The 18,628-nt window shown below is 69.5% G+C and carries 17 protein-coding genes; 5 read left to right on the top strand and 12 right to left on the bottom strand.

The features are described from left to right. Positions 1-4: 4 nt before the first annotated feature. Positions 5-436, bottom strand: coding sequence for a hypothetical protein (locus BMX29_RS16610; protein WP_051487917.1), 432 nt, complete (start codon positions 434-436; stop codon positions 5-7). Continuing rightward, positions 433-1,503, bottom strand: a complete 1,071-nt coding sequence (locus BMX29_RS16605) for an alkane 1-monooxygenase (RefSeq protein WP_092815048.1) — start codon at positions 1,501-1,503, stop codon at positions 433-435. Before BMX29_RS16605 ends, BMX29_RS16610 begins: the two co-directional genes overlap by 4 nt. Before the next feature lie 260 nt (positions 1,504-1,763). Between BMX29_RS16605 and BMX29_RS16600 the strand changes: the two genes are divergently transcribed. Then, positions 1,764-3,452 carry an NAD(P)H-dependent oxidoreductase subunit E gene (locus tag BMX29_RS16600; RefSeq protein WP_092815045.1) on the top strand — a complete coding sequence of 563 codons (1,689 nt, stop codon included), beginning with the start codon at positions 1,764-1,766 and terminating at the stop codon, positions 3,450-3,452. 102 nt (positions 3,453-3,554) lie between these two features. On the opposite strand, the gene BMX29_RS16595 is transcribed toward BMX29_RS16600, so the two are convergent. After that, positions 3,555-4,085 carry an adenine phosphoribosyltransferase gene (locus BMX29_RS16595; RefSeq protein WP_092815042.1) on the bottom strand — a complete coding sequence of 177 codons (531 nt, stop codon included), beginning with the start codon at positions 4,083-4,085 and terminating at the stop codon, positions 3,555-3,557. A gap of 246 nt (positions 4,086-4,331) precedes the next feature. Here BMX29_RS16595 and BMX29_RS16590 point away from each other — a divergent pair, with 246 nt between their 5' ends. Continuing rightward, positions 4,332-5,072, top strand: a complete 741-nt coding sequence (locus tag BMX29_RS16590; protein WP_092815039.1) for a hypothetical protein — start codon at positions 4,332-4,334, stop codon at positions 5,070-5,072. On the opposite strand, the gene BMX29_RS16585 is transcribed toward BMX29_RS16590, so the two are convergent. After that, entirely contained in the window at positions 5,069-5,929 is an 861-nt protein-coding gene (locus tag BMX29_RS16585; protein WP_043846823.1) for an S-methyl-5'-thioadenosine phosphorylase, read from the bottom strand. The genes BMX29_RS16590 and BMX29_RS16585 overlap by 4 nt on opposite strands. A 329-nt stretch (positions 5,930-6,258) precedes the next feature. Between BMX29_RS16585 and BMX29_RS16580 the strand changes: the two genes are divergently transcribed. Continuing rightward, positions 6,259-7,890 carry a SulP family inorganic anion transporter gene (locus BMX29_RS16580; protein ID WP_043846821.1) on the top strand — a complete coding sequence of 544 codons (1,632 nt, stop codon included), beginning with the start codon at positions 6,259-6,261 and terminating at the stop codon, positions 7,888-7,890. A gap of 506 nt (positions 7,891-8,396) precedes the next feature. Here BMX29_RS16580 and BMX29_RS16575 read toward each other — a convergent pair. Together BMX29_RS16575 and BMX29_RS16570 are read right to left on the bottom strand one after the other, a co-directional pair. After that, a complete protein-coding gene (locus BMX29_RS16575; RefSeq protein ID WP_092815036.1) occupies positions 8,397-9,050 on the bottom strand; it encodes a CatB-related O-acetyltransferase in 654 nt (217 codons plus the stop codon). Between the two features lie 352 nt (positions 9,051-9,402). Further along, on the bottom strand, positions 9,403-10,008 hold the full coding sequence (locus BMX29_RS16570; RefSeq protein ID WP_043846817.1) for a flavin reductase family protein: 606 nt from the start codon (positions 10,006-10,008) through the stop codon (positions 9,403-9,405). Between the two features lie 135 nt (positions 10,009-10,143). Between BMX29_RS16570 and BMX29_RS16565 the strand changes: the two genes are divergently transcribed. Both BMX29_RS16565 and BMX29_RS16560 read left to right on the top strand, forming a co-directional pair. Next, positions 10,144-10,653, top strand: coding sequence for a GNAT family N-acetyltransferase (locus tag BMX29_RS16565; RefSeq protein WP_043846816.1), 510 nt, complete (start codon positions 10,144-10,146; stop codon positions 10,651-10,653). A gap of 38 nt (positions 10,654-10,691) precedes the next feature. Further along, a complete protein-coding gene (locus BMX29_RS16560) occupies positions 10,692-11,453 on the top strand; it encodes an EcsC family protein (RefSeq protein ID WP_092815103.1) in 762 nt (253 codons plus the stop codon). Between the two features lie 373 nt (positions 11,454-11,826). Here the strand turns inward: BMX29_RS16560 and ptsP are convergent, their stop codons facing one another. From ptsP to BMX29_RS16530, 6 genes are all read right to left on the bottom strand, one after another. After that, positions 11,827-14,064, bottom strand: coding sequence for a phosphoenolpyruvate--protein phosphotransferase (ptsP, locus tag BMX29_RS16555; RefSeq protein WP_043846814.1), 2,238 nt, complete (start codon positions 14,062-14,064; stop codon positions 11,827-11,829). A gap of 119 nt (positions 14,065-14,183) precedes the next feature. Beyond that, entirely contained in the window at positions 14,184-15,440 is a 1,257-nt protein-coding gene (locus BMX29_RS16550) for an aspartate kinase (protein ID WP_043846813.1), read from the bottom strand. A gap of 98 nt (positions 15,441-15,538) precedes the next feature. Next, on the bottom strand, positions 15,539-15,997 hold the full coding sequence (locus tag BMX29_RS16545; protein WP_244889266.1) for an SgcJ/EcaC family oxidoreductase: 459 nt from the start codon (positions 15,995-15,997) through the stop codon (positions 15,539-15,541). 4 nt (positions 15,998-16,001) lie between these two features. After that, the gene (locus BMX29_RS16540; protein WP_043846810.1) at positions 16,002-16,649 is read right to left on the bottom strand and encodes an SDR family NAD(P)-dependent oxidoreductase; all 648 of its coding nucleotides are present in this window, start codon (positions 16,647-16,649) and stop codon (positions 16,002-16,004) included. A 58-nt stretch (positions 16,650-16,707) separates the two neighbouring features. Continuing rightward, positions 16,708-17,130 carry a DUF1178 family protein gene (locus BMX29_RS16535; protein ID WP_092815030.1) on the bottom strand — a complete coding sequence of 141 codons (423 nt, stop codon included), beginning with the start codon at positions 17,128-17,130 and terminating at the stop codon, positions 16,708-16,710. Positions 17,131-17,183: 53 nt separating this feature from the next. After that, positions 17,184-18,431, bottom strand: coding sequence for a 3-deoxy-D-manno-octulosonic acid transferase (locus BMX29_RS16530; protein ID WP_092815027.1), 1,248 nt, complete (start codon positions 18,429-18,431; stop codon positions 17,184-17,186). Between the last annotated feature and the right edge of the window lie 197 nt (positions 18,432-18,628).

Raw genomic sequence — 18,628 nt, 5'->3', positions numbered from 1 at the left:
TGTCTCAGACGCCCAGGTCCGGCCCCTGGCAGATCATCGGTTCCTCGTCCTGCTGCGCCTCGTAGAGCGTCGTCGCCTGCGGATCGTTCTCGAACACCGCGCGAAGACCGCTTTCGGCGCGGTAGAAGCTCCAGCATTGCGGCACGGGGTTGTCCTCGTAGACGAAGCAGATCTGCCCCCGGTCCTCGAACCAGCGGCCGTCCTTGCATTCGCCGTCGAGGAACGACCACTGCACGCGCCTGTCCTCGAGGTAGCGCTCGACCCCGTAGGCGGTACCGTCCTGCCCGAAATAGAGCGTCTTGCCGGTGACGTAGGCCTCGAACTCGCTGGCGGTCAGCGCGCCCTGCGATTGCTGCGCGGCGGCGGGGGCAAGGGCCACGAGAGCGGCGGCGAAGGCGAGCCAGAGCGAGGTGGCGAGTCGGCGAAGCTGTGTCATGGGCCGATCGTGGCAGAGCCCGGCGCCACAGGGAAGCGCCCGGGCCCGCCGGTGCCGGAGGCGTGAGGCGCCGACCATGCCCGCACGCGCCGGTCCATCACCCGGCGCCAGAGCGGTGGGACCAGCGCGATCACCGCCATCACCGGCAGCGCGTGGGGCAGCATCGGCATCATCTCTCGGTCGAGCCGCAGGCCCGGATAGGCGCGGCCGGGATGGGCATGGTGGTCGGAATGGCGCGGCGCGTTCAGCATCAGCCCCGAGGTGAAGCCATGCGGCGCGTTCCAGCTGTGCGCGGGCCCCACCGGCGCCCAGCCCCCGTCCGCCCTGCGGGTGCGGCGCAGGCCGTAATGCTGCACGTAGTCCGACAGCAGAAGCTGCAGCTGCGCGTAGACGCAAAGCCCGACATACCACGCCAGCGCCGTCCCGCCCCCGATCGCCCAGACGCAGGCAAGGCTCGCCACGCTGCCCGCGGCGTAGACCCGGTAGGGATGCACGCCCCGCCCGCGCCGCAGCGCCGTCTCGGCCCGCCGCCCGGCCAGGTAGGACCCCCACCACGCCCGCGGCGCGAAATGCCAGAAGCCCTCGCCTGGTCGCGCCGAGTTCGGATCGCGGTCGGTGGCCGCCCAGACATGATGCACCCGCCGGTGCGCCGAGACGTGGTGCCCGAAAAGCAGCGTCACGTAGACCGCCACCCCGAGCGCCCGCAGCCGCCGGTCGCCGCGGTGGATCAGCTCGTGCGCGTTGGAGTTCGAGACCTGCCCGAGAAACAGCGCCAGCGCCACGAACAGCGCCAGCGCGTCGGCCGACACCGGCCGCGCGGCCAGCGCCAGCGCGCCGCCGTAGAGCAACGGGACATGCACCATGCCCAGAAGCGCCGACAGCCCGGTGCCCGCGGGAAACTCGGCCCCGGCGGGCGCGTCGGGCGCGGCCAGCGCCGCGATCTGGTCCATCCCGGCGGCGAACAGTGTCACGAAGGCCAGCGCCGCCCATGCCGCCGCCGCCCCGCCGGTGACGACGGCGAGGCCCAGCAGGGCGGCAAGGCTGAGGGTGATCGCGGCGAAGCGCATGGGCGGGTCATCCGATTGGCTGTCTTGGGCCGGGGCCCGCGTCGATGATACGCATGCCATGGCATTCCGTCACCGATGGGGCCGGACCGCGGCGCGGAGGTGCCGTGCTCCGGTCGCGATGGGTCGCTTTTCCCTTACCGCCTCCGGGCCCCGCGGGATAGGACGGATGGACGGGCGCGGGCCGCGGGGCGCCGCGCCGGAGGAGACAGGCGCGGGGCCGCACGGCATCCCGCGCGCGAGGCAGGTGAAAAGGGGCGCCGATGGCACTCGACGACGGCGATCGCAAGATCTGGAAATCCGGGCGCGGCAAGGGCCGCGGCACGCCCAAGGGCCGGCAGCTGGACGAGGCCGCCTGGGCCGAGGTCCGCGCGCTTCTCGGCGACCGACCGCGGCGGCGCGACCTGCTGATCGAGTTCCTGCACCTGATCCAGGACGCGTACGGCCACCTCTCGGCCTCGCATCTGAGGGCGCTCGCCGAGGAAATGAAGCTCGCCATGGCCGAGGTCTACGAGGTCGCGACCTTCTACGCCCATTTCGACGTGGTGCGCGAGGACGACACCCCTCCGCCCGCACTGACCATCCGGGTCTGCGATTCGCTGTCGTGCGAACTGGCGGGCGCCGAAGCGCTGCGCGCGGCGCTCGAGGACGGCACCGACCCCGCGCAGGTCCGCGTGGTGCGTGCTCCCTGCATGGGCCGCTGCGACACCGCGCCTGTCTGCGAGGTCGGCCACGCCCACGTGGACCACGCCACCCCCGAGGCCGTGGACGCGGTGATCGCCAGCGGCCACCTGCACCCGCACATCCCCGATTACGAGACCTACGACGCCTACGTCGCCGGCGGCGGCTATGCCGCGCTCGCCGACCTGCGCGCCAACGGCAACTGGGAGAAGGTGCAGGAGACCATCCTCGACGCCGGCGTGCGCGGCCTCGGCGGCGCGGGCTTCCCCTCGGGGAAGAAGTGGGGCTTCGTGCGCGCCGAGGAGGGGCCGCGCTACCTCGCCGTGAACGGCGACGAGGGCGAGCCGGGCACCTTCAAGGACCGCTACTACCTCGAGCGCATCCCGCATCTCTTCCTCGAGGGCACGCTGATCGCCGCCTGGGCGGTCGAGGCGGACCGCGTCTATCTCTACATGCGCGACGAATACCCGGCGGTGCTCGAGATCCTGCGCCGCGAGATCGCCGCGCTCGAGACGGCGGGGATCGTCGAGCCGGGCTACATCGAGCTGCGGCGCGGCGCCGGCGCCTATATCTGCGGCGAGGAAAGCGCGATGATCGAATCGCTCGAGGGCAAGCGCGGCATCCCGCGCCACCGCCCGCCCTACGTCGCGCAGGTGGGCGTGTTCGGACGCCCCACGCTGGTCCACAACGTCGAGACTCTGCACTGGGTCGCGCGGGTCTGCCGCGAGGGGCCGGGCATCCTCAAGGACGTGGAGAAGAACGGCCGCAAGGGCCTGCGCTCCTACTCGGTCTCGGGCCGGGTGAACGCGCCGGGCGTCTACCTGCTGCCGGCGGGCTCGACGATCCGCGACGTGATCGCGGCGGCGGGCGGCATGCCCGAGGGACATACGCTCAAGGCGTTCCAGCCGGGCGGGCCGTCCTCGGGGCTGCTGCCCGCATCGCTGGATCACATCGCGCTCGACTTCGACGTGCTTCAGGATCACGGCTCGTTCATCGGCTCGGCGGCGGTGGTCGTCCTGTCCGACCGCGACAGCGCGCGGGACGCGGCGCTCAACATGCTGCGCTTCTTCGAGGACGAGAGCTGCGGCCAGTGCACGCCGTGCCGGGTGGGCTGCGAGAAGGCGGTCAAGCTGATGCAGTCCGACCGCTGGGACCGCGACCTGCTGGAGGAGCTGAGCCAGATGATGGTCGACGCCTCGATCTGCGGCCTCGGCCAGGCCGCGCCGAACCCGATCCGGCTGGTGATGAAACACTTCCCCGACGAGGTCTGAGGCCGGGGCAGGGCGAAAAATCTTAGATAAGATTTTTCGGGCCGGGCGCGGCGGGCGCAAATTCTTAGTTAAGAATTTGCCGCCCCTCCCGGCCGCCGCGCGTCAGTCGCCCTCGAAGGCGCACAGCGCGTGGACATCCATGCCGAGCTTCTCGAGCCGCGCGCGGCCGCCGAGATCGGGCAGGTCGATGATGAAGGCGCAGCCGATGATCTCGGCGCCCATGCGCTCCATCAGCTTGATGCCGGCCTCGGCCGTGCCGCCGGTGGCCAGAAGGTCGTCGACGATCAGCACCCGCTCGCCCGGCTGCACCGCGTCGTCGTGGACCTCGACGACAGCCTCGCCGTATTCCAGCGTGTAGCTTTCCGAGATCACCGCGCCCGGCAGCTTGCCCTTCTTGCGCACCGGCACGAAGCCCGCCGACAGCTGGTGCGCCACCGCGCCGCCGAGGATGAAGCCGCGCGCCTCGAGGCCGACGACCTTGTCGAAGCGGGTGCCCGCATAGGGATGCAGGAGCTGGTCGATCGCCATGCGGAAGCCCCGCGGATCGGCGAACAGCGTGGTCACGTCGCGGAACATGATCCCCTCGTGGGGGAAGTCGGCGATGGTGCGGATATAATCGCGCACGGAGCTCATATCGCGCTCCGGGGGCATTCAGGGGGCGTCATTTCGCGCCCAGCTTGTGCGAATCGCATGTGAGGCCTTATTATCCACAGGCATATTTAGCTGTTTTACATCCGAGGAATTTCACAATGCGCCCGATTTGGCCACTGCTTCTGATCCTGTCCTGCGCCGCGCTGCCCGCGTCCGCCCAGGCCCAGTGCCCCGACACCCATTATCCCTGCGGCGACGACAGCTGCTGTTCCCGCTGAGGAGGCTGCCATGCCCCGCCTTCGGACCCTTGCCATCGGCGCGCTGCTCTTCGTCGCCGGATGGATCTCGTATTACTGGATGACCAAGATCGATCATCCCGACGTCTACGCCTACCACGAATACACCTACTGGACCGAGCCGCGCAGCGCGCTGCGCCCCGGCGACATCGTCACCGTCGGCAGCAGCGGGCAGCTTCTGCGGCTCTGCTCGCTCGACCCGGTGGAGAACGAGGACCGGCGCTTCATGACCGCGGCCTATTTCAACGGCTACGGCGCCGCGGCCGGCGCTTTCGTCGGACTGGTGGGCTCGGTGCGCGACGCGCTGCTGGGCGTTGGCGACGAGGACCCCGGCACGGTCGCCGTCGCCGCCGACGGCCGCCGGGTGATCCTGACCGCCGCCAATCTCGAGATGGAGGACCCGCCGCGCTGGAAGACCTTCGACAACGGCGAGAGCTGCGAGGTCGCCATGGCCCGGGCGCTCAGCGCTGCGGACCGGCGGTTGCCCTGCATCGTGCAGAAGTCGCTGTTGGTGCGCTCCGAGGAGGCGGACGGCGGCGATCCCTTCACCTACGCCGTGCGGCTCGCGACCTATGCCAACATCCCCGGCGCCAAGCACTTCGAGGCCATCGCGCGCGAGCCGGTCGTCTTCGACGCGGCCCGGGCCGAACAGTTCGAATGCCCGCGCAAGGCGTTCCCCAGGGACGTGCGCGTGCGCCAGTGGCTGCGCGCGATCCAGCGCGAAGAGCTCTAGAGCACCCGGCCCGCCACCGCGTCGAGCCGCGCGAGCAGCTCGGGGTCGCGGGCGTCCGCGGCGGTGATGATGGCGTGGTCCAGCGCCCGGTCGCAGCCCTCGGGGCAGGGCGCGTCGCGCGCCGGAAGCCGCTCGGGCAGGCCGCGCACCAGCCCGCGGGCGGCCTCGGCGTTGGCGGTGAGGGTGCGGACCACCGTGGCCACGTCCACCGCGCCGTGGTCGTCGTGCCAGCAGTCGTAATCCGTCACCATCGCCACCGAGGCGTAGCAGAGCTCGGCCTCGCGGGCGAGCTTGGCCTCGGGCATGTTGGTCATCCCGATCACGTCGCAGCCCCAGGCGCGGTACATCTCGCTTTCGGCGCGGGTCGAGAACTGCGGACCCTCCATCGCGAGGTATGTCCCGCCCTCGTGCACGGTGACGCCTGCGGCGCGGGCGGCCTCGGCCGCGGCCCTGGACAGCCGCGCGCAGGTCGGGTGCGCCAGCGACACGTGGGCCACGCAGCCCGGTCCGAAGAACGACTTGGCCCGCGCGAAGGTGCGGTCGATGAACTGGTCGACGATGACGAAGTCGCCCGGCGCCATTTCCTCGCGGAACGACCCGCAGGCCGAGACCGACACCACCTCGGTCACCCCCAGCCGCTTCAGCGCGTCGATGTTGGCGCGGTAGGGCACGTCCGAGGGCGTCAGCCGGTGGCCGCGCGCGTGGCGCGGCAGGAAGGCCATGTCGCGCCCGCCCAGCCGCCCGGTCAGGATCGCGTCCGAGGGCGCGCCCCAGGGCGTCTCGACCTCCTGCCAGCGGGCGTCCTCCAGCCCGTCGAGGTCGTAGACCCCCGAGCCGCCGATGATTCCGAGGGTCATGCGCTCTCCCGTCGTCCGTGTCTGCCGTGTGCGTGTTCCCCTGCGACACTGGCGGAACTGGCGGCGAGGGCAAGCCGCACGGGCCCCGTCGGGGACCATCCGCCACCCGAATGCCCGGGCCGTCGGCACCTGGTCCGGGTGCCGCCGCGGCACCCACGTTGCCCGGGGCAGGGGCCAAAGCCGCGGATCCAATCTTTTTTGTCTGGTCCGGTATGCGCTGAGTGCATGCCGGCCTTGGCTGTGTGCCTGTGGTCAGAGCCGCCCGCGTGCAGTATGCGGCACCCTTCAAAGCCCCCAGCCTTGCCAATTCCAGCGCCAGGAGTCGTTTCATGGCCCGCTCTCTCATGGCCCGCTATGCCGGCCGCCTGACACCGCCCGACCTGTCCATCGCGCCCACGACGGGCCGCGTCACGCCCGCGCGCCTCAAGACCGAGGTCCTGTCGGGCCTGACGGTGGCGCTCGCACTGGTGCCCGAGGCCGTGGCCTTCGCCTTCGTCGCGGGCGTGCACCCGCTGGTGGGCCTCTACGCCGCCTTCATCGTCGGCCTCATCACCGCACTGATCGGCGGACGTCCGGGCATGATCTCTGGCGCGACCGGCGCGCTCGCCGTGGTCATGGTGGCGCTCGTCGCCGATCACGGGGTCGAGTATCTCTTCGCGACGGTGGTCCTGATGGGCCTTCTCCAGATCGCGGCGGGGGTGTTCCGGCTGGGCAAGTTCATCCGGCTGGTGCCGCACCCGGTGATGCTGGGCTTCGTCAACGGGCTGGCCATCGTCATCTTCCTCGCGCAGCTGTCGCAGTTCCAGGTGCCGGGCTCGGGCGAGGTCGGCGCGCACGGCGCCACCGGCGGCGCATGGCTGCCTCCGGCAACGATGATCCCGATGCTGGTGCTGGTGGCGCTGACGATGGGCGTGATCTGGCTGCTGCCGCGCTTCACCAACATCGTCCCCGCGCCGCTTGCCGGCATCGCCGTCACCGCGATCATCGTGATCGCCTTCGGCATCGACGTGCCGCGGGTGGGCGACCTCGCCTCGATCCAGGGCGGGCTGCCGGCCTTCCACATCCCGTCCGTGCCGCTGAACTTCGAAACGCTCGAGATCATCCTGCCCTACGCCGTGATCCTCGCGGCCATCGGCCTGATCGAAAGCCTGCTGACCCTCAACCTCGTGGGCGAGATGACCGGCCAGCGCGGCGGCGCGAGCCAGGAATGCGTGGCGCAGGGCGTCGCGAACACCGTCACCGGCGTCTTCGGCGGCATGGGCGGCTGCGCGATGATCGGCCAGTCGATGATCAACGTGAAGTCCGGCGGCCGCACCCGCATCGCGGGCGTGGCGGCCGCGCTGTTCCTGCTGGCGTTCATCCTCTTTGCCGCGCCGCTGATCGAGCTGATCCCGCTCGCCGCCCTCGTCGGCGTGATGTTCATGGTGGTGATCGGCACCTTCGCGTGGAACTCGATCCGCATCATGGCCCGCGTGCCGCGCATCGACGCCTTCGTGATCGTGCTGGTGACCGTGGTGACCGTCTACGAGGACCTCGCCGTGGCGGTGGTGGTGGGCGTGATCGTCTCGGCGCTGGCCTATGCGTGGAACAACGCCACGCGCATCCACGCCAAGACCTACCACACGCCCGAGAACGCCAAGGTCTACCAGGTGCAGGGCCCGCTGTTCTTCGGGTCGGCCGAGGGCTTCTCCGAGATGTTCGACGCCGAGAATGATCCGGCCGTGGTGATCGTGGACTTCGCCGACAGCCGCGTCGTCGACCAGTCGGCACTTCAGGCGATCGAGGCCGTGGCCGCCAAGTACGAGGCCGCCGGAAAGCGGATGCAGCTGCGCCACCTGAGCCGCGACTGCCACCGCCTGCTCAAGAAGGCCGGGCACCTCGTGGTCGATGCCGACGACGATCCGGAATACGGGCTCGCCGTCGATTACGGCATCCGCACCGGGATCATCGGCGGCCACTGAGCGCGCCCGTCCCGAGGGACAGGACGGCCGCCCCGGACCTCCGGGGCGGCCTTTTTTTGTCCGGTGGGAGGCGAGCGGACGACCCGGGGCGCCTGATCCCCCGCTTCGTGCCCTGTGTTCACGCCTCGGAGGCGCGAACGCCTACAGTGTCCCGCAACGCCCGGCCCGCCTGCGGCAGCCTCCGAAGGTATCCGCCGACGGGTTCGGGCCGTCGGCAAAGCGTATCGCCGCGACGATCTGCCGAAACCTTGCGGACAGGTCCGTTCCCGAGGCGCGACCACGCGTCGGCGGTAGCCCCTCCGCCTTCTTCGCGTGCCCGTACGAAGCGAACGGACAAGGCAAACTGACGCGCCGCGCCCGGAGGAGCCCGGGAGCGGGGTGTCAGCGGCCTCGTTCCGCCCCCTTCGCACCCCGGAAGGCCGGAAAGTGACACGCCGCCGGCGATGCCTCGCCGGCTCCGGTGCACGAGGCAGCACGTGCCCGACCGTCCCGAGACGGACCCCGCCTCAGGGCGCCAGTGCCGCCAGCGCCTCCACGTCCCCGGCCTCGAGCGCCGGCTGCGCGCGGGCGATGGCCTCGGGCGGCCAGTCCCACCACGCCAGCCGCAGAAGCGTCGCGATCTCGGCATCGGAAAAGCGCATGCGCACCACCCGGGCCGGGTTCCCCATGACCACGGCGTAGTCGGGCACCGTGCCGCGCACCACCGCGCCCGCCCCGACGAAGACCCCGTTGCCGATGCGCGCGCCGGGACAGACCAGCGCGCCGTATCCGAGCCAGACGTCGTGGCCGACCACGGTGTCACGGGTGTCGGGCGCGTAGCCGTGCATCCGCTCGGGCGAGAACACCTGGAAGGGAAAGCTGCTCAGCGTCCGCGTCGCATGGTTCGCGGCGGAGCCGACGAACCGCACGCCGTGGGCGATCTGGCAGAACCTGCCGATCCGCAGGCGCTCTTCCGCGAAGTCGAAGAGATAGGGCGCCAGCCGCGCGGCCCAGCCCTCCTCGGGGCCGGGCGGGTCGAAATCGGAGGCGTAGGTGTAGTCGCCGATCTCTATGCGCGGATGGTCGATGACCGCGTTCAGGAAGACGGTGCCGGAATGGGGAGTGCCATCGGGCAGGACGATGGGATGCGCGGTGCGCGCGTCGGGAAGCGTGGCAGGCATGAAGAGCCTCCTTTGACGAGACGTGTCAGGTCGTATCGGTCAAAGGTTCTGGTCCATCGCTCCCTCCCTCGGTGCTGCGTGGGGCATACCACGCTGCGGCGCCTCCGCCCAGACCGCCGCCGACCCTGCGCGAACTGGTGCCGCCGTGACCTGTCGGCGGCCGGCCTCGAACCGGACCGCGAGGGCTGGAACCGGGCCCCCGTGACCGGCGGTCCGGTGGGGCCCGCCTCTGTTTCACGGCCCCCGCGGCGGGCCCCGCGATCAGGCCTCCGCTCGGGGCCGAGCGGCCGTCATTCGCGGACGCTTCGGCCCGACGCGACAGCTGGACCGAAGCCATACGCAAGCCATACGCTTACTGGCCCGGCCGTTTCAGGGCGAATTTCTCCCGGACCACGGTGTAGTCCTGGTAGCCCATCCGCGAGAGCGGGTTGAACTTCAGCACATCGAAGATTCCGTCCACGAGGCAATCGTCGCGCAGGTGAACGCCCACCACCTCGCCGAACACCACGAAGTTCGCTTCGCCCGGCAGCTTCACGATCTGCGTCAGCCGACATTCGAGACTCGCCGGACTGTCGGCCACGCGCGAACACGGAATCGCCTCGCAGTCCGCCCGCGGCGCGCCCGAAAGATCGAACTCGTCCTCGTCCTTCGGCCACGGCCCCGAGGTCGTGTTCATCACATGGCGCTGGTCGTAAGCCACTATATTAACGCAGAAAACTTCGGTCTCGCGGATGTTGGCGACGCTGTCCTTGGTGTCGCCGCGATCCTCCTTGGCCGAGGTCGAGGCGAACATGACCTGCGGCGGGACATAGGCGACCGCGTTGAAGAACGAGTAAGGCGCGAGGTTCTCCGAGCCGTCCGCGCCACGCGTCGAGATCCAGCCGATGGGCCGCGGCGTGACCACCGCGTTGAACGGATTGTGCGGCAGGCCGTGGCCGTCTTCGGGGCGGTAGAACATGGTCTCTCCTTGCCGGGCGGCCCGGGCGGCCGCAGTTTGCGGGGCGCGCGCGCAGGTGCTACGCGCCCCCGGGGCGGAGCTTGCACGGCGCGCCGCCGATTTCAACGCTCCGCACCGCTTGGGGATCCGGGCACCATGTACCGCATCGCGATCGAGACGCCCGAGGATGCCTGGGAGATCGAGGCCCTTTATGACCTGTGCTTCGCGCCCGGGCGCACGGCGCTGTCGTCCTATCGCCTTCGCGACGGCGTAGACCCCGTGCCCGATCTCTGCCGCACCGCCCGCGCCGCCGAGGGTGGCTTTCTCGGCGGTGCCATCCGTTACTGGCCGGTGCTGGCGGGCGGGGCCCCGACTCTGTTGCTCGGGCCCGTCGCCGTGCACCCGACCGCGCAGGGCGAGGGGCTGGGCGGCGCGCTCATTCGCGACACACTGGCGGCGGCCGAAGCCGCGGGATGGGCGCGTGTGCTGCTGGTGGGCGACCGACCCTACTACTCGCGCTTCGGCTTCGATCGGCTGGACGGCATCGAGATGCCCCCGCCCACGAACCCGGACCGTGTTCTCGGCGTGGAACTGGCCGCGGACGCGTGGCAGGGCGTGTCAGGTCCGGTGACCCGTTTCGACGGCGTGCATCCCGTCCAGGATTGAAACATCGCAGCGGAATCCCGATCTTGAAGCCCATGGACATGCCCGAGATCGACCACGCCGCACCGCTTGTCACCGCCGATGCCGACCGCCGCCTGACGTCGCTTGCGCGACGCCACAAGCGCGCCGGAGGCGTGGGCCTGCAGGTGCTGAACGTCATTGGCAGTCAGGCCGAGAACCTGCTCGAACGCCTGCCCGACCGGATCAAGGACCGGCTGGAATCGATCACCGAGCGGGCGCTCGAGAATGCGCTGTCCATGGCGCAGCGCTCACGCGGGGTGGTCCCGGATCAGCGCAGTTGGCTGAACACCGCGCTGACCACGGCAATGGGCGCCGCGGGCGGGGCAGGCGGCCTGCCCACCGCGCTGGCCGAGGTCCCGGTGACGACCACCGTGCTTTTGCGCGCGATCCAGGGCGTCGCGGCCGAGAACGGCTACGATCCCTCCGATCCCGAGATTCAGAAAGAATGCCTGAGCGTCTTCGCCTCCGCCGGTCCGCTAGAGGCCGACGACGGCGTGGACATGGCGTTCCTCTCGGCCCGGGTCGCGCTGACCGGTGCGACGGTGCATGGCATGATCGCCCGCGTCGCGCCGCGTCTCGCGACCGTGATGGGTCAGAAGCTTGCCGCGCAGACGGTGCCGGTGCTGGGCGCCGCCGCCGGGGCAGCGACGAACTATGCCTACACCAGCTACTATCAGGAGATGGCCGCGGTGCATTTCGGCCTCCGCCGGCTTGCCGAGGACACCGGGCGCAGCCGTGCCGAGATGACCGAAGCGTTCCGCCTCGCGCTCGAGAAGGCGTGAGCGCCGGCGCGGGGCGTCCACGTCCTTAACGTCGTATTAGGCATCCCGAGGCATCTTGAACGGGCCACGTGGCGCGGGGAGGTGAATGGCCCCGGTCACCGGCACGCGGCCGAAGCGCCGCATGCGCCCGCCCCAGAACGGGGCGAGTTCTGCGGGATCCGCAGGTCAGAACGGCCGCAGGATCCGACCGCAAGGAACGGGCGCCCGGTCGCGGCGAAGCCCGCTCCGGGCGTTTCCCGTGCCGACGTCGCCGGATCTCGATCCGGGTGGCGTGTCCGGCCGCATGACGCTGCCAGACGGATAGTTCGACCACGAGACATGCCACCGGCCTTTCCGCCTGGCAGCACGCGGCTCGGCCATCGTGAAATGGGGTTCACCCCGCCCCGCGCAGGTATTCCATCACCGCGGGCCGCACCGACTGGGCGTCCTGGGCCCGCGCTTCGAGGATGACCTCGCGCACCTCGTCGAGGTTCGAGCGCAGCATCAGATGCTTCACCGGACCGATGGACGGCGCGCGCATGGACAGCGACCGCAACCCGATGGCGGCAAGACAAAGCGCCTCAATCGGCCGGCCGGCATCCTCGCCGCAGAAGGACAGCGGCGTGCCGGCCTCCTCGCAGCGCATCACCACGCGCTCGAGGAAGGTCAGGAACGACGTGTTGAGCGTGTCGTAGCGCCGGCGCACCCGCTCGTTCTCGCGATCTGCGGCAAAGAAGAACTGCTTGAGGTCGTTGCCGCCGATCGAGATGAAATCCACCTCGCGGAAGAACCCGTCCGGTGCGTAGGCGAGGCTCGGGGTCTCGAGCATGGTGCCCACCTCGATCCGTTCTGGCAGCTGGTGGCCCAGCCGCGTTTCTCGGGCGATGGCCTTGTCCATCTCGGCGCGGGCGGCGCGGAACTCGTCGAGCTGGGCGACGAAGGGGAACATGATCGACAGTGGGCGGCCCTTGGCGGCCCTCAAGAGCGCCTGAAGCTGCATCCGCAGCACGCCCGGCTTGTCGAGCCCCACCCGGATCGCCCGCCAACCGAGCGCGGGGTTCGGCTCGTCATTGGGTTTCATGTAGGGCAGGACCTTGTCCGAGCCGATGTCGAGCGTGCGGAACACAACCCGCTTGCCGCCGCTCGCGTCGAGGACGCGGGCATAGAGCGCGGCCAGCTCGTTGCGCTTGGGCATCTGGTTGCGGATGAGGAATTGCAGCTCGGTGCGGAAGAGACCCACGCCCTCGGCGCCGGAATTGTCGAGGCTCGGCAGATCGGCCATCAGGCCCGCGTTCATGTGCAGGTTCACCCGGGCGCCGCAGGCGGTCACGCACTCGGTGTCGCGGATCGAGGCATAGCGTTCCAGAGCCTGCGCCTGCATCGCCATCTTGTCGCGGAACGCCGTGACGACGCTGTCGTCCGGCCGCAGGTGCACCACGCCCTGATCGCCGTCGAGAAGGACGTGATCGCCGTTCAGCGCCTCGGTGGTGATCCGCCCTGCGTGGATCACCAGCGGGATCGCCAGCGCGCGGGCGACGATGGCCGCGTGACTGCCCACGGACCCCTCCTCGAGGATCACGCCGCGCAGCGATCGTCCGTATTCCAGAAGCTCGCCGGGCCCGATGTTGCGGGCCACCAGAACGGGATCGGGCGGCAATTCCGCACCGGTCTCCTTTCCCTGTCCGGTCAGCAGGCGCAGCAGCCGGTTCGACAGGTCGTCGAGGTCCTGCAGGCGCTCGCGCAGGTAGGCGTCGGTCACCTGGCTCATCCGGGCGCGGGCGTTCGACTGCTCTTTCTCCACGGCCGACTCGGCGGACAGCCCGCGCTCGATGTCCTGCTCCATGCGCCGCAGCCAGCCCTTGGAGTTGGCGAACATCCGGTAGGCCTCGAGCACCTGCACCTGCTCGGGATCCTGCGCCGAGGCGACGATCTGGTCGACGCTCACCCGCAGCTGATCGACGGCTTCGTGCAGCCGTTCCATTTCGCGCTCGGGATCGTCGGCCACGAGGTTGGTGACCACCACGCGCGGTTCGTGCAGCCAGACATGGCCCTCGGCGGCGCCCTCCTGTCCCATCGTGCCGCGGAACATAACCGCCTGCGTGTGACGCGCCTTCAGCGCCGCGCCCTCGCCGACGAAGGCGCCGAGCTCGGCCATCTCGGCCAGCACCATCGCCACCACTTCGAGGGCGTAGACCTCGTCGTCTGTGAACGCGCGCTGCTGCTTGGACTGCACCACCAGCACGCCCAGCTTCTCGCCCAGCCGCTGGATCGGCACGCCCAGGAAAGACGAGTAAATTTCCTCGCCGGTTTCGGGCATGTAGCGGAAGCCGCGTTCGGCCGGTGCGTCGGCGGTGTTGATCATCTTGCCCGACCGCGCCACCCGGCCGACGAGGCCCTCTCCGAGCCGCATTCGGGTGTGGTGGACCGCCTCGGCCTTGAGGCCCTCGGTCGCGCAGAGCTCGAGCGTGTCCTCGTCCCGGAACAGGTAGATGGAGCACACCTCGGTGCCCATCGAGTCCGCCGTCAGGTGGGTGATCTTGTCGAGACGCTCCTGTCCCGCGGCCTCCTCCGCCATCGTGTCGCGGAGGCGGCCGAGCAGCTTTCGGCTCTCGGTTTCGGTGCGGTCCGGCATAGCGCCCCGTTCTGGAATCAGCGTTCCAGCTATAGTCGACACATTCGGTCCGAGGAAAGGGCCGCGGGCCTTGTCCGACGCCCGAAGGCGTCAGATCGCGCGTCTGTGCCCTCCGCGGGTCAGGCCCGTTCCAGTTCGAACGCGTCGTGCAGCGCCTGGACGGCGAGTTCGAGGTACTTGCGCTCGATCAGCACCGAGATCTTGATCTCGGAGGTCGCGATCACCTTGATGTTGATGTTTTCGGCGGCGAGCGTCTCGAACATCTTGGCGGCGACGCCGGCATGGCTGCGCATGCCGATCCCCACCACCGACACCTTGGCCACGTCGGTCTCGGCCCAGAGCTGATCGAATTTCAGGCGGCCCGCGTCGCGCGCGGCCTCGAGCGCCTTCTCGGCGCGCTTGAGCTGATCCGTCGGGCACGAGAACGTCATGTCCGTCACACGGCCCTCGTGACCCTGGTAGTCGGTCTCGGACACGTTCTGCACGATCATGTCCACGTTCACGCCTGCCTCGGCCAACGTGCCGAAGATGGCAGCGGCGATGCCGGGCTGGTCGGCGATGGTCACCAGCGTGACCTTGGCCTCCTCGCGCGAGAAGGCGACGCCCGAAACGATGTTCGATTCCATGATCTGATCCTCTCCGCAGACGAGGGTTCCGGCCTCGTCGGATGGCTCCTCGAAGCTCGACAGAACCCGCAGCTTCACGTTGTAGCGCATGGCCAGCTCGACCGAGCGGGTCTGCAGCACCTTGGCGCCAAGCGAGGCAAGCTCAAGCATCTCCTCGAAGGCGATGCGGTCGAGCTTGCGCGCCTTGGCGCAGACACGGGGGTCGGTGGTGTAGACGCCGTCCACGTCGGTGTAAATGTCGCAGCGCTCGGCCTCGAAGGCGGCAGCGAACGCGACGGCGGTGGTGTCCGAGCCGCCCCGGCCCAGCGTGGTGATCCGGCCCTCGGGGCTGATCCCCTGAAAACCCGCGACCACGGCCACGCGCATCCCCTCGCCGAATTTCTGCATGATGTTGGCGGGGGGGATGTCCTCGATCCGCGCGGCACCGTGGGCGGACGTGGTGAGAAGCGGCACTTGCCAGCCCTGCCAGGACCGTGCGGGCACTTCCATTTCCTGCAACGTCAGCGCCATCAGGCCCGCGGTCACGTTCTCGCCCGAAGAGACGACGGCATCGTATTCGCGCGCGTCGTAGAACGGCGAGGTCTCGTTGACCCATCCCACGAGCTCGTTGGTCTTGCCGGACATGGCGGAGACGATGACGATCACGTCGTAGCCCTTGGAGACCTCGACGGCCACGCGCTTGGCGGCGCGGCGGATGCGGTCCAGCGTGGCAACGGACGTGCCACCGAATTTCATGACGAGGACGGGCATCTCGGGCTCCCGAACATGTGGTGTGGCGCGGTGTATGCGCGCCGCATCGCCTTCGCAAGATGATCCGCGCGCACGGGCCGGGGCGTGTCGCCACGGCGTCAGGTGCCGCGGTAATCGGTCGGGGTCAGGGCGCCGTCCCGGTCGCGTGCCAGCGTCTCCGCCCCCTCGACCACGTCGGTGTTCTGCGCCGCCACGGCGATCCATCCATCGGTTCGGCGTTCGACGACGAAAGTGAGGATCGTGCGGCGCGCGGCCGCGGTCCTGCCATCAGGGGTGCGCTGGCCGGTCAGACGAAAACGGCACTGCACGATGGCGTGGTCGTCAGACAGCCTTTTGACCCGCGTGGCCCCGGGCCGCAGCTCGGTCTCGGCGAAAAAACTGCCGAGCGCGTAGCCATGCGCGTCCGCGATGGCGTCTCGATCGTGCCACCAGAGACCGACCACGTTCACGAACTCCGCATCTTCGGAAAAAAGCGCGCCGACCTCGGCGCCGTCCCGGGAGGCCCAGGCGCGGGCGAAGGCGTGCGGCATGTCCTCGGGGGAGGGGGGCAGGCTCACACCCTCAGACCGTCATCGCCCGACCATCCCAGGCTTCGAAACAGCCGGTGCTGTCGAGGTCCAGTGCCTCGATCCGGTCGGCGAGCCCGGTCGCGGACTCCGAGCGGGTGAGCTTGCCGCCGGTCCCGCCCATGTCCGTCTGCACCCAGCCGGGGTGGTAGACCCCCACGGCGATGCCGTCTTTCTTCAGGTCCTGGGCGAGGTTCAAGCCGAGGTTCAGCACCGCGGCCTTGGACGCGCGGTAGATATACATCCCGCCGTTCGCGCTGGCGGACGACCCGAGGTCCGAGCCGATGATCGCGATCCTGCCAATATCCTCGGCGCGGCGCAGCATCGGCAGAAGCGACTGGATCGTCAGGAAAACGCCCGTGACGTTGACCTCGAAGGTCTTGGCCCATGTCTCGGAGGAAAATCCGTCCTCGAGCTTGTCGTTCTTGTCTTGGAAGACACCCGCATTGCAGATCAGCGTATCGATCGTCTCATCTGCCAGCCGCCGCGCAAGGTCGCGCTGCGATCCGGGGTCCGTGACATCCAGCGAGACCAGCCCGTCATAGTGGCGCGCGGTCGGCAGCACCTCGTGCCCGCGATCCTTGAGGGTGTCGCACAGGGCGGCGCCGATGCCGCGATTCGCTCCGGTGACGAGGGTGCGCATTCACGTTTCCTTTCCGGGGACGCGAGCGCCCGGACCCGCCGTCCCGCGCAGACGTCCCTCAGTTGGTCTTGCGCGCCGGCAGGAGGGGCAGGGGCGCGACGGGGACGCCGTCTTCGGCCAGGGCGCGCGCGTCTTCGATCCGCGCCTCTCCCCAGATGGAGCGTTCCGGCGCCTCGCCAAGGTGCATCGCCCGCGCCTGGGCGACAAAATCATGTCCGACGTAGTCAGAATTTTCGGTCAGGTGCTTTCTGAGCGCCGCCGCCGCATTGGCGAGCGGCGAGGCCGGCTCTGCCAGCGGGCGCGCCTCGGAACGATCGGATGCGGCGACCCGGGGGGCCATCAACGATTTCTCGACATGGGTCGAGCCGCAAGTGGCGCAGGACAGGAGTCCCTTGCCCCACAGCGCATCGAAGGCTGCGGCGGACTGGAACCAGCTGTCGAATTCGTGCCCGTCGGCACAGCGGAGCGCGTATTGGATCATGTGTCTGGGATCGTTGGCGGACTCGGGCCACAATAAGCTCTTCGTGGGCCGGTTCAAGCGCCCTCGGAAGCCCGCGACGCCTTGCCGCCCGAAGGCGGGAACAGGGCACCGAGATCGGCGCTAATCGCGTCGAGGGGCGCCTCCGGGCGCAGCAGTTCTTCAGCCCGCCGGGCCATGCCGTCGCGGCGCGCGGGGTCGCCGAAAGACACGAGCGCTTCGGCCAGTCCCGATGCATCGCGGATGGCCAGCGCGCCGCCATTCCCGTCGAGCGTTTCGAACGGGGCGGCGAAGTTGCGCGTGTCCGGGCCGTGGATCAGCGCCGCGTCGAACTGCGCCGGCTCGAAAGGCGTGTGGCCGCCTCGGTCGGTCAGCGTGCCGCCGATGAACACGACGCCGGCAAGCGCATACCACAGCGGCATCTCGCCCAGCGTATCGGCGACGTAGACCGCGGCACCTTCGGGCGCCTCAACGACCGAACGGCGTGCGGTCTTGAACCCGGCGGCTCGGGCTTCAAAGGCAATCTCGGCACCGCGGTCGGGATGACGCGGCGCAAGGATCAGGCGCAGGTCAGGGCGCTTCTGTCGCGCAAGACGGTGGGCCTTCAGCACGATAACGTCCTCGCCGGGATGGGTCGACGCGGCGAGCCATGTTTCGCCCGGGGGAAACGCGACACGCAGGGCGTCATCCGGCACGACGTCCTGCGGAGGCACGTAATAGACCTTGAGGTTCACCACGGGACCGAGCGCCTGTGCCGGTACGCCAAGAGCTTTCAGCCGCTCGCGCGAGCCCGTGTCTTGTGCCGACGCGTAGCCAACTCGTCCCAGCGTGGCGCGCGCGAGCCGGGGGAACCGGCCCCATGTCCGCGCTGTGCCCTCGGACATCCGCGCGCCCAGAAGCGCCACGGGGCCGGGAACGCATGCGAACCGGTTCGGCCAAATCTCGGATTCCATCGCGACGTGGCCGGCGACTTGCCAGGCCTCGCAGAACCGCCGCACGGCTCGGCCCAGGTCGAGCGGCGCGCGAGCAGCCGGCACGCCCATGCGACGGGCCAGGGCGACCCCGCTCTCGGAATTGCAGGTGATGACGAGCGGAAGGTCGGGACGGTCCCTCTGCCACACCTCGATCAACGGGCGGGCGGAGGCCAGCTCCCCGTTGGACGCGGCATGAAGCCATAGGTGCGGAATGTCGGCACCGCGCGCATACCCCAACCTTTCGCGCAAGGCCGCGTGCTCACCCTTCAAGGCCAGTCGCAACAGGACCCAGCCGGCGAAAATCGAAATGAGCAGGCGGTAGAGCATCATGCAAGCCGCCGTTCAGCGAAAATGGTGTTCGCCGAGGGTCTTACACCCATCACGTGATCCATTGCCTCAAGGTCAACCGGCGAGGAGTGCGGCGTCACGGGGACGATATCAGGTCGCACATATCCGACACTTATGTGCTCCCGGTACGCTGATAATACCTTGCGACTTGCACAATCCGAACAATTCCCCGGCTTATC

Source organism: Roseivivax marinus (assembly GCF_900109705.1).
Classification (GTDB): domain Bacteria; phylum Pseudomonadota; class Alphaproteobacteria; order Rhodobacterales; family Rhodobacteraceae; genus Roseivivax; species Roseivivax marinus.
The sequence above is the reverse complement of the archived record's forward strand: the minus strand, read 5'-3'. Positions and strand labels throughout refer to the sequence as shown.

Excerpts from the sequence above, each read along its gene's own strand:
- BMX29_RS16600 (WP_092815045.1), top strand. The coding sequence starts at position 1,764 with ATGGCACTCGACGACGGCGATCGCAAGATCTGGAAATCCGGGCGCGGC.
- BMX29_RS16575 (WP_092815036.1), bottom strand. The coding sequence starts at position 9,050 with ATGCCTGCCACGCTTCCCGACGCGCGCACCGCGCATCCCATCGTCCTG.
- BMX29_RS16605 (WP_092815048.1), bottom strand. The coding sequence starts at position 1,503 with ATGCGCTTCGCCGCGATCACCCTCAGCCTTGCCGCCCTGCTGGGCCTC.
- BMX29_RS16610 (WP_051487917.1), bottom strand. The coding sequence starts at position 436 with ATGACACAGCTTCGCCGACTCGCCACCTCGCTCTGGCTCGCCTTCGCC.
- ptsP (WP_043846814.1), bottom strand. The coding sequence starts at position 14,064 with ATGCCGGACCGCACCGAAACCGAGAGCCGAAAGCTGCTCGGCCGCCTC.
- BMX29_RS16565 (WP_043846816.1), top strand. The coding sequence starts at position 10,144 with ATGTACCGCATCGCGATCGAGACGCCCGAGGATGCCTGGGAGATCGAG.
- BMX29_RS16570 (WP_043846817.1), bottom strand. The coding sequence starts at position 10,008 with ATGTTCTACCGCCCCGAAGACGGCCACGGCCTGCCGCACAATCCGTTC.
- BMX29_RS16535 (WP_092815030.1), bottom strand. The coding sequence starts at position 17,130 with ATGATCCAATACGCGCTCCGCTGTGCCGACGGGCACGAATTCGACAGC.
- BMX29_RS16560 (WP_092815103.1), top strand. The coding sequence starts at position 10,692 with ATGCCCGAGATCGACCACGCCGCACCGCTTGTCACCGCCGATGCCGAC.
- BMX29_RS16580 (WP_043846821.1), top strand. The coding sequence starts at position 6,259 with ATGGCCCGCTCTCTCATGGCCCGCTATGCCGGCCGCCTGACACCGCCC.
- BMX29_RS16585 (WP_043846823.1), bottom strand. The coding sequence starts at position 5,929 with ATGACCCTCGGAATCATCGGCGGCTCGGGGGTCTACGACCTCGACGGG.
- BMX29_RS16540 (WP_043846810.1), bottom strand. The coding sequence starts at position 16,649 with ATGCGCACCCTCGTCACCGGAGCGAATCGCGGCATCGGCGCCGCCCTG.
- BMX29_RS16550 (WP_043846813.1), bottom strand. The coding sequence starts at position 15,440 with ATGCCCGTCCTCGTCATGAAATTCGGTGGCACGTCCGTTGCCACGCTG.
- BMX29_RS16590 (WP_092815039.1), top strand. The coding sequence starts at position 4,332 with ATGCCCCGCCTTCGGACCCTTGCCATCGGCGCGCTGCTCTTCGTCGCC.
- BMX29_RS16595 (WP_092815042.1), bottom strand. The coding sequence starts at position 4,085 with ATGAGCTCCGTGCGCGATTATATCCGCACCATCGCCGACTTCCCCCAC.
- BMX29_RS16530 (WP_092815027.1), bottom strand. The coding sequence starts at position 18,431 with ATGATGCTCTACCGCCTGCTCATTTCGATTTTCGCCGGCTGGGTCCTG.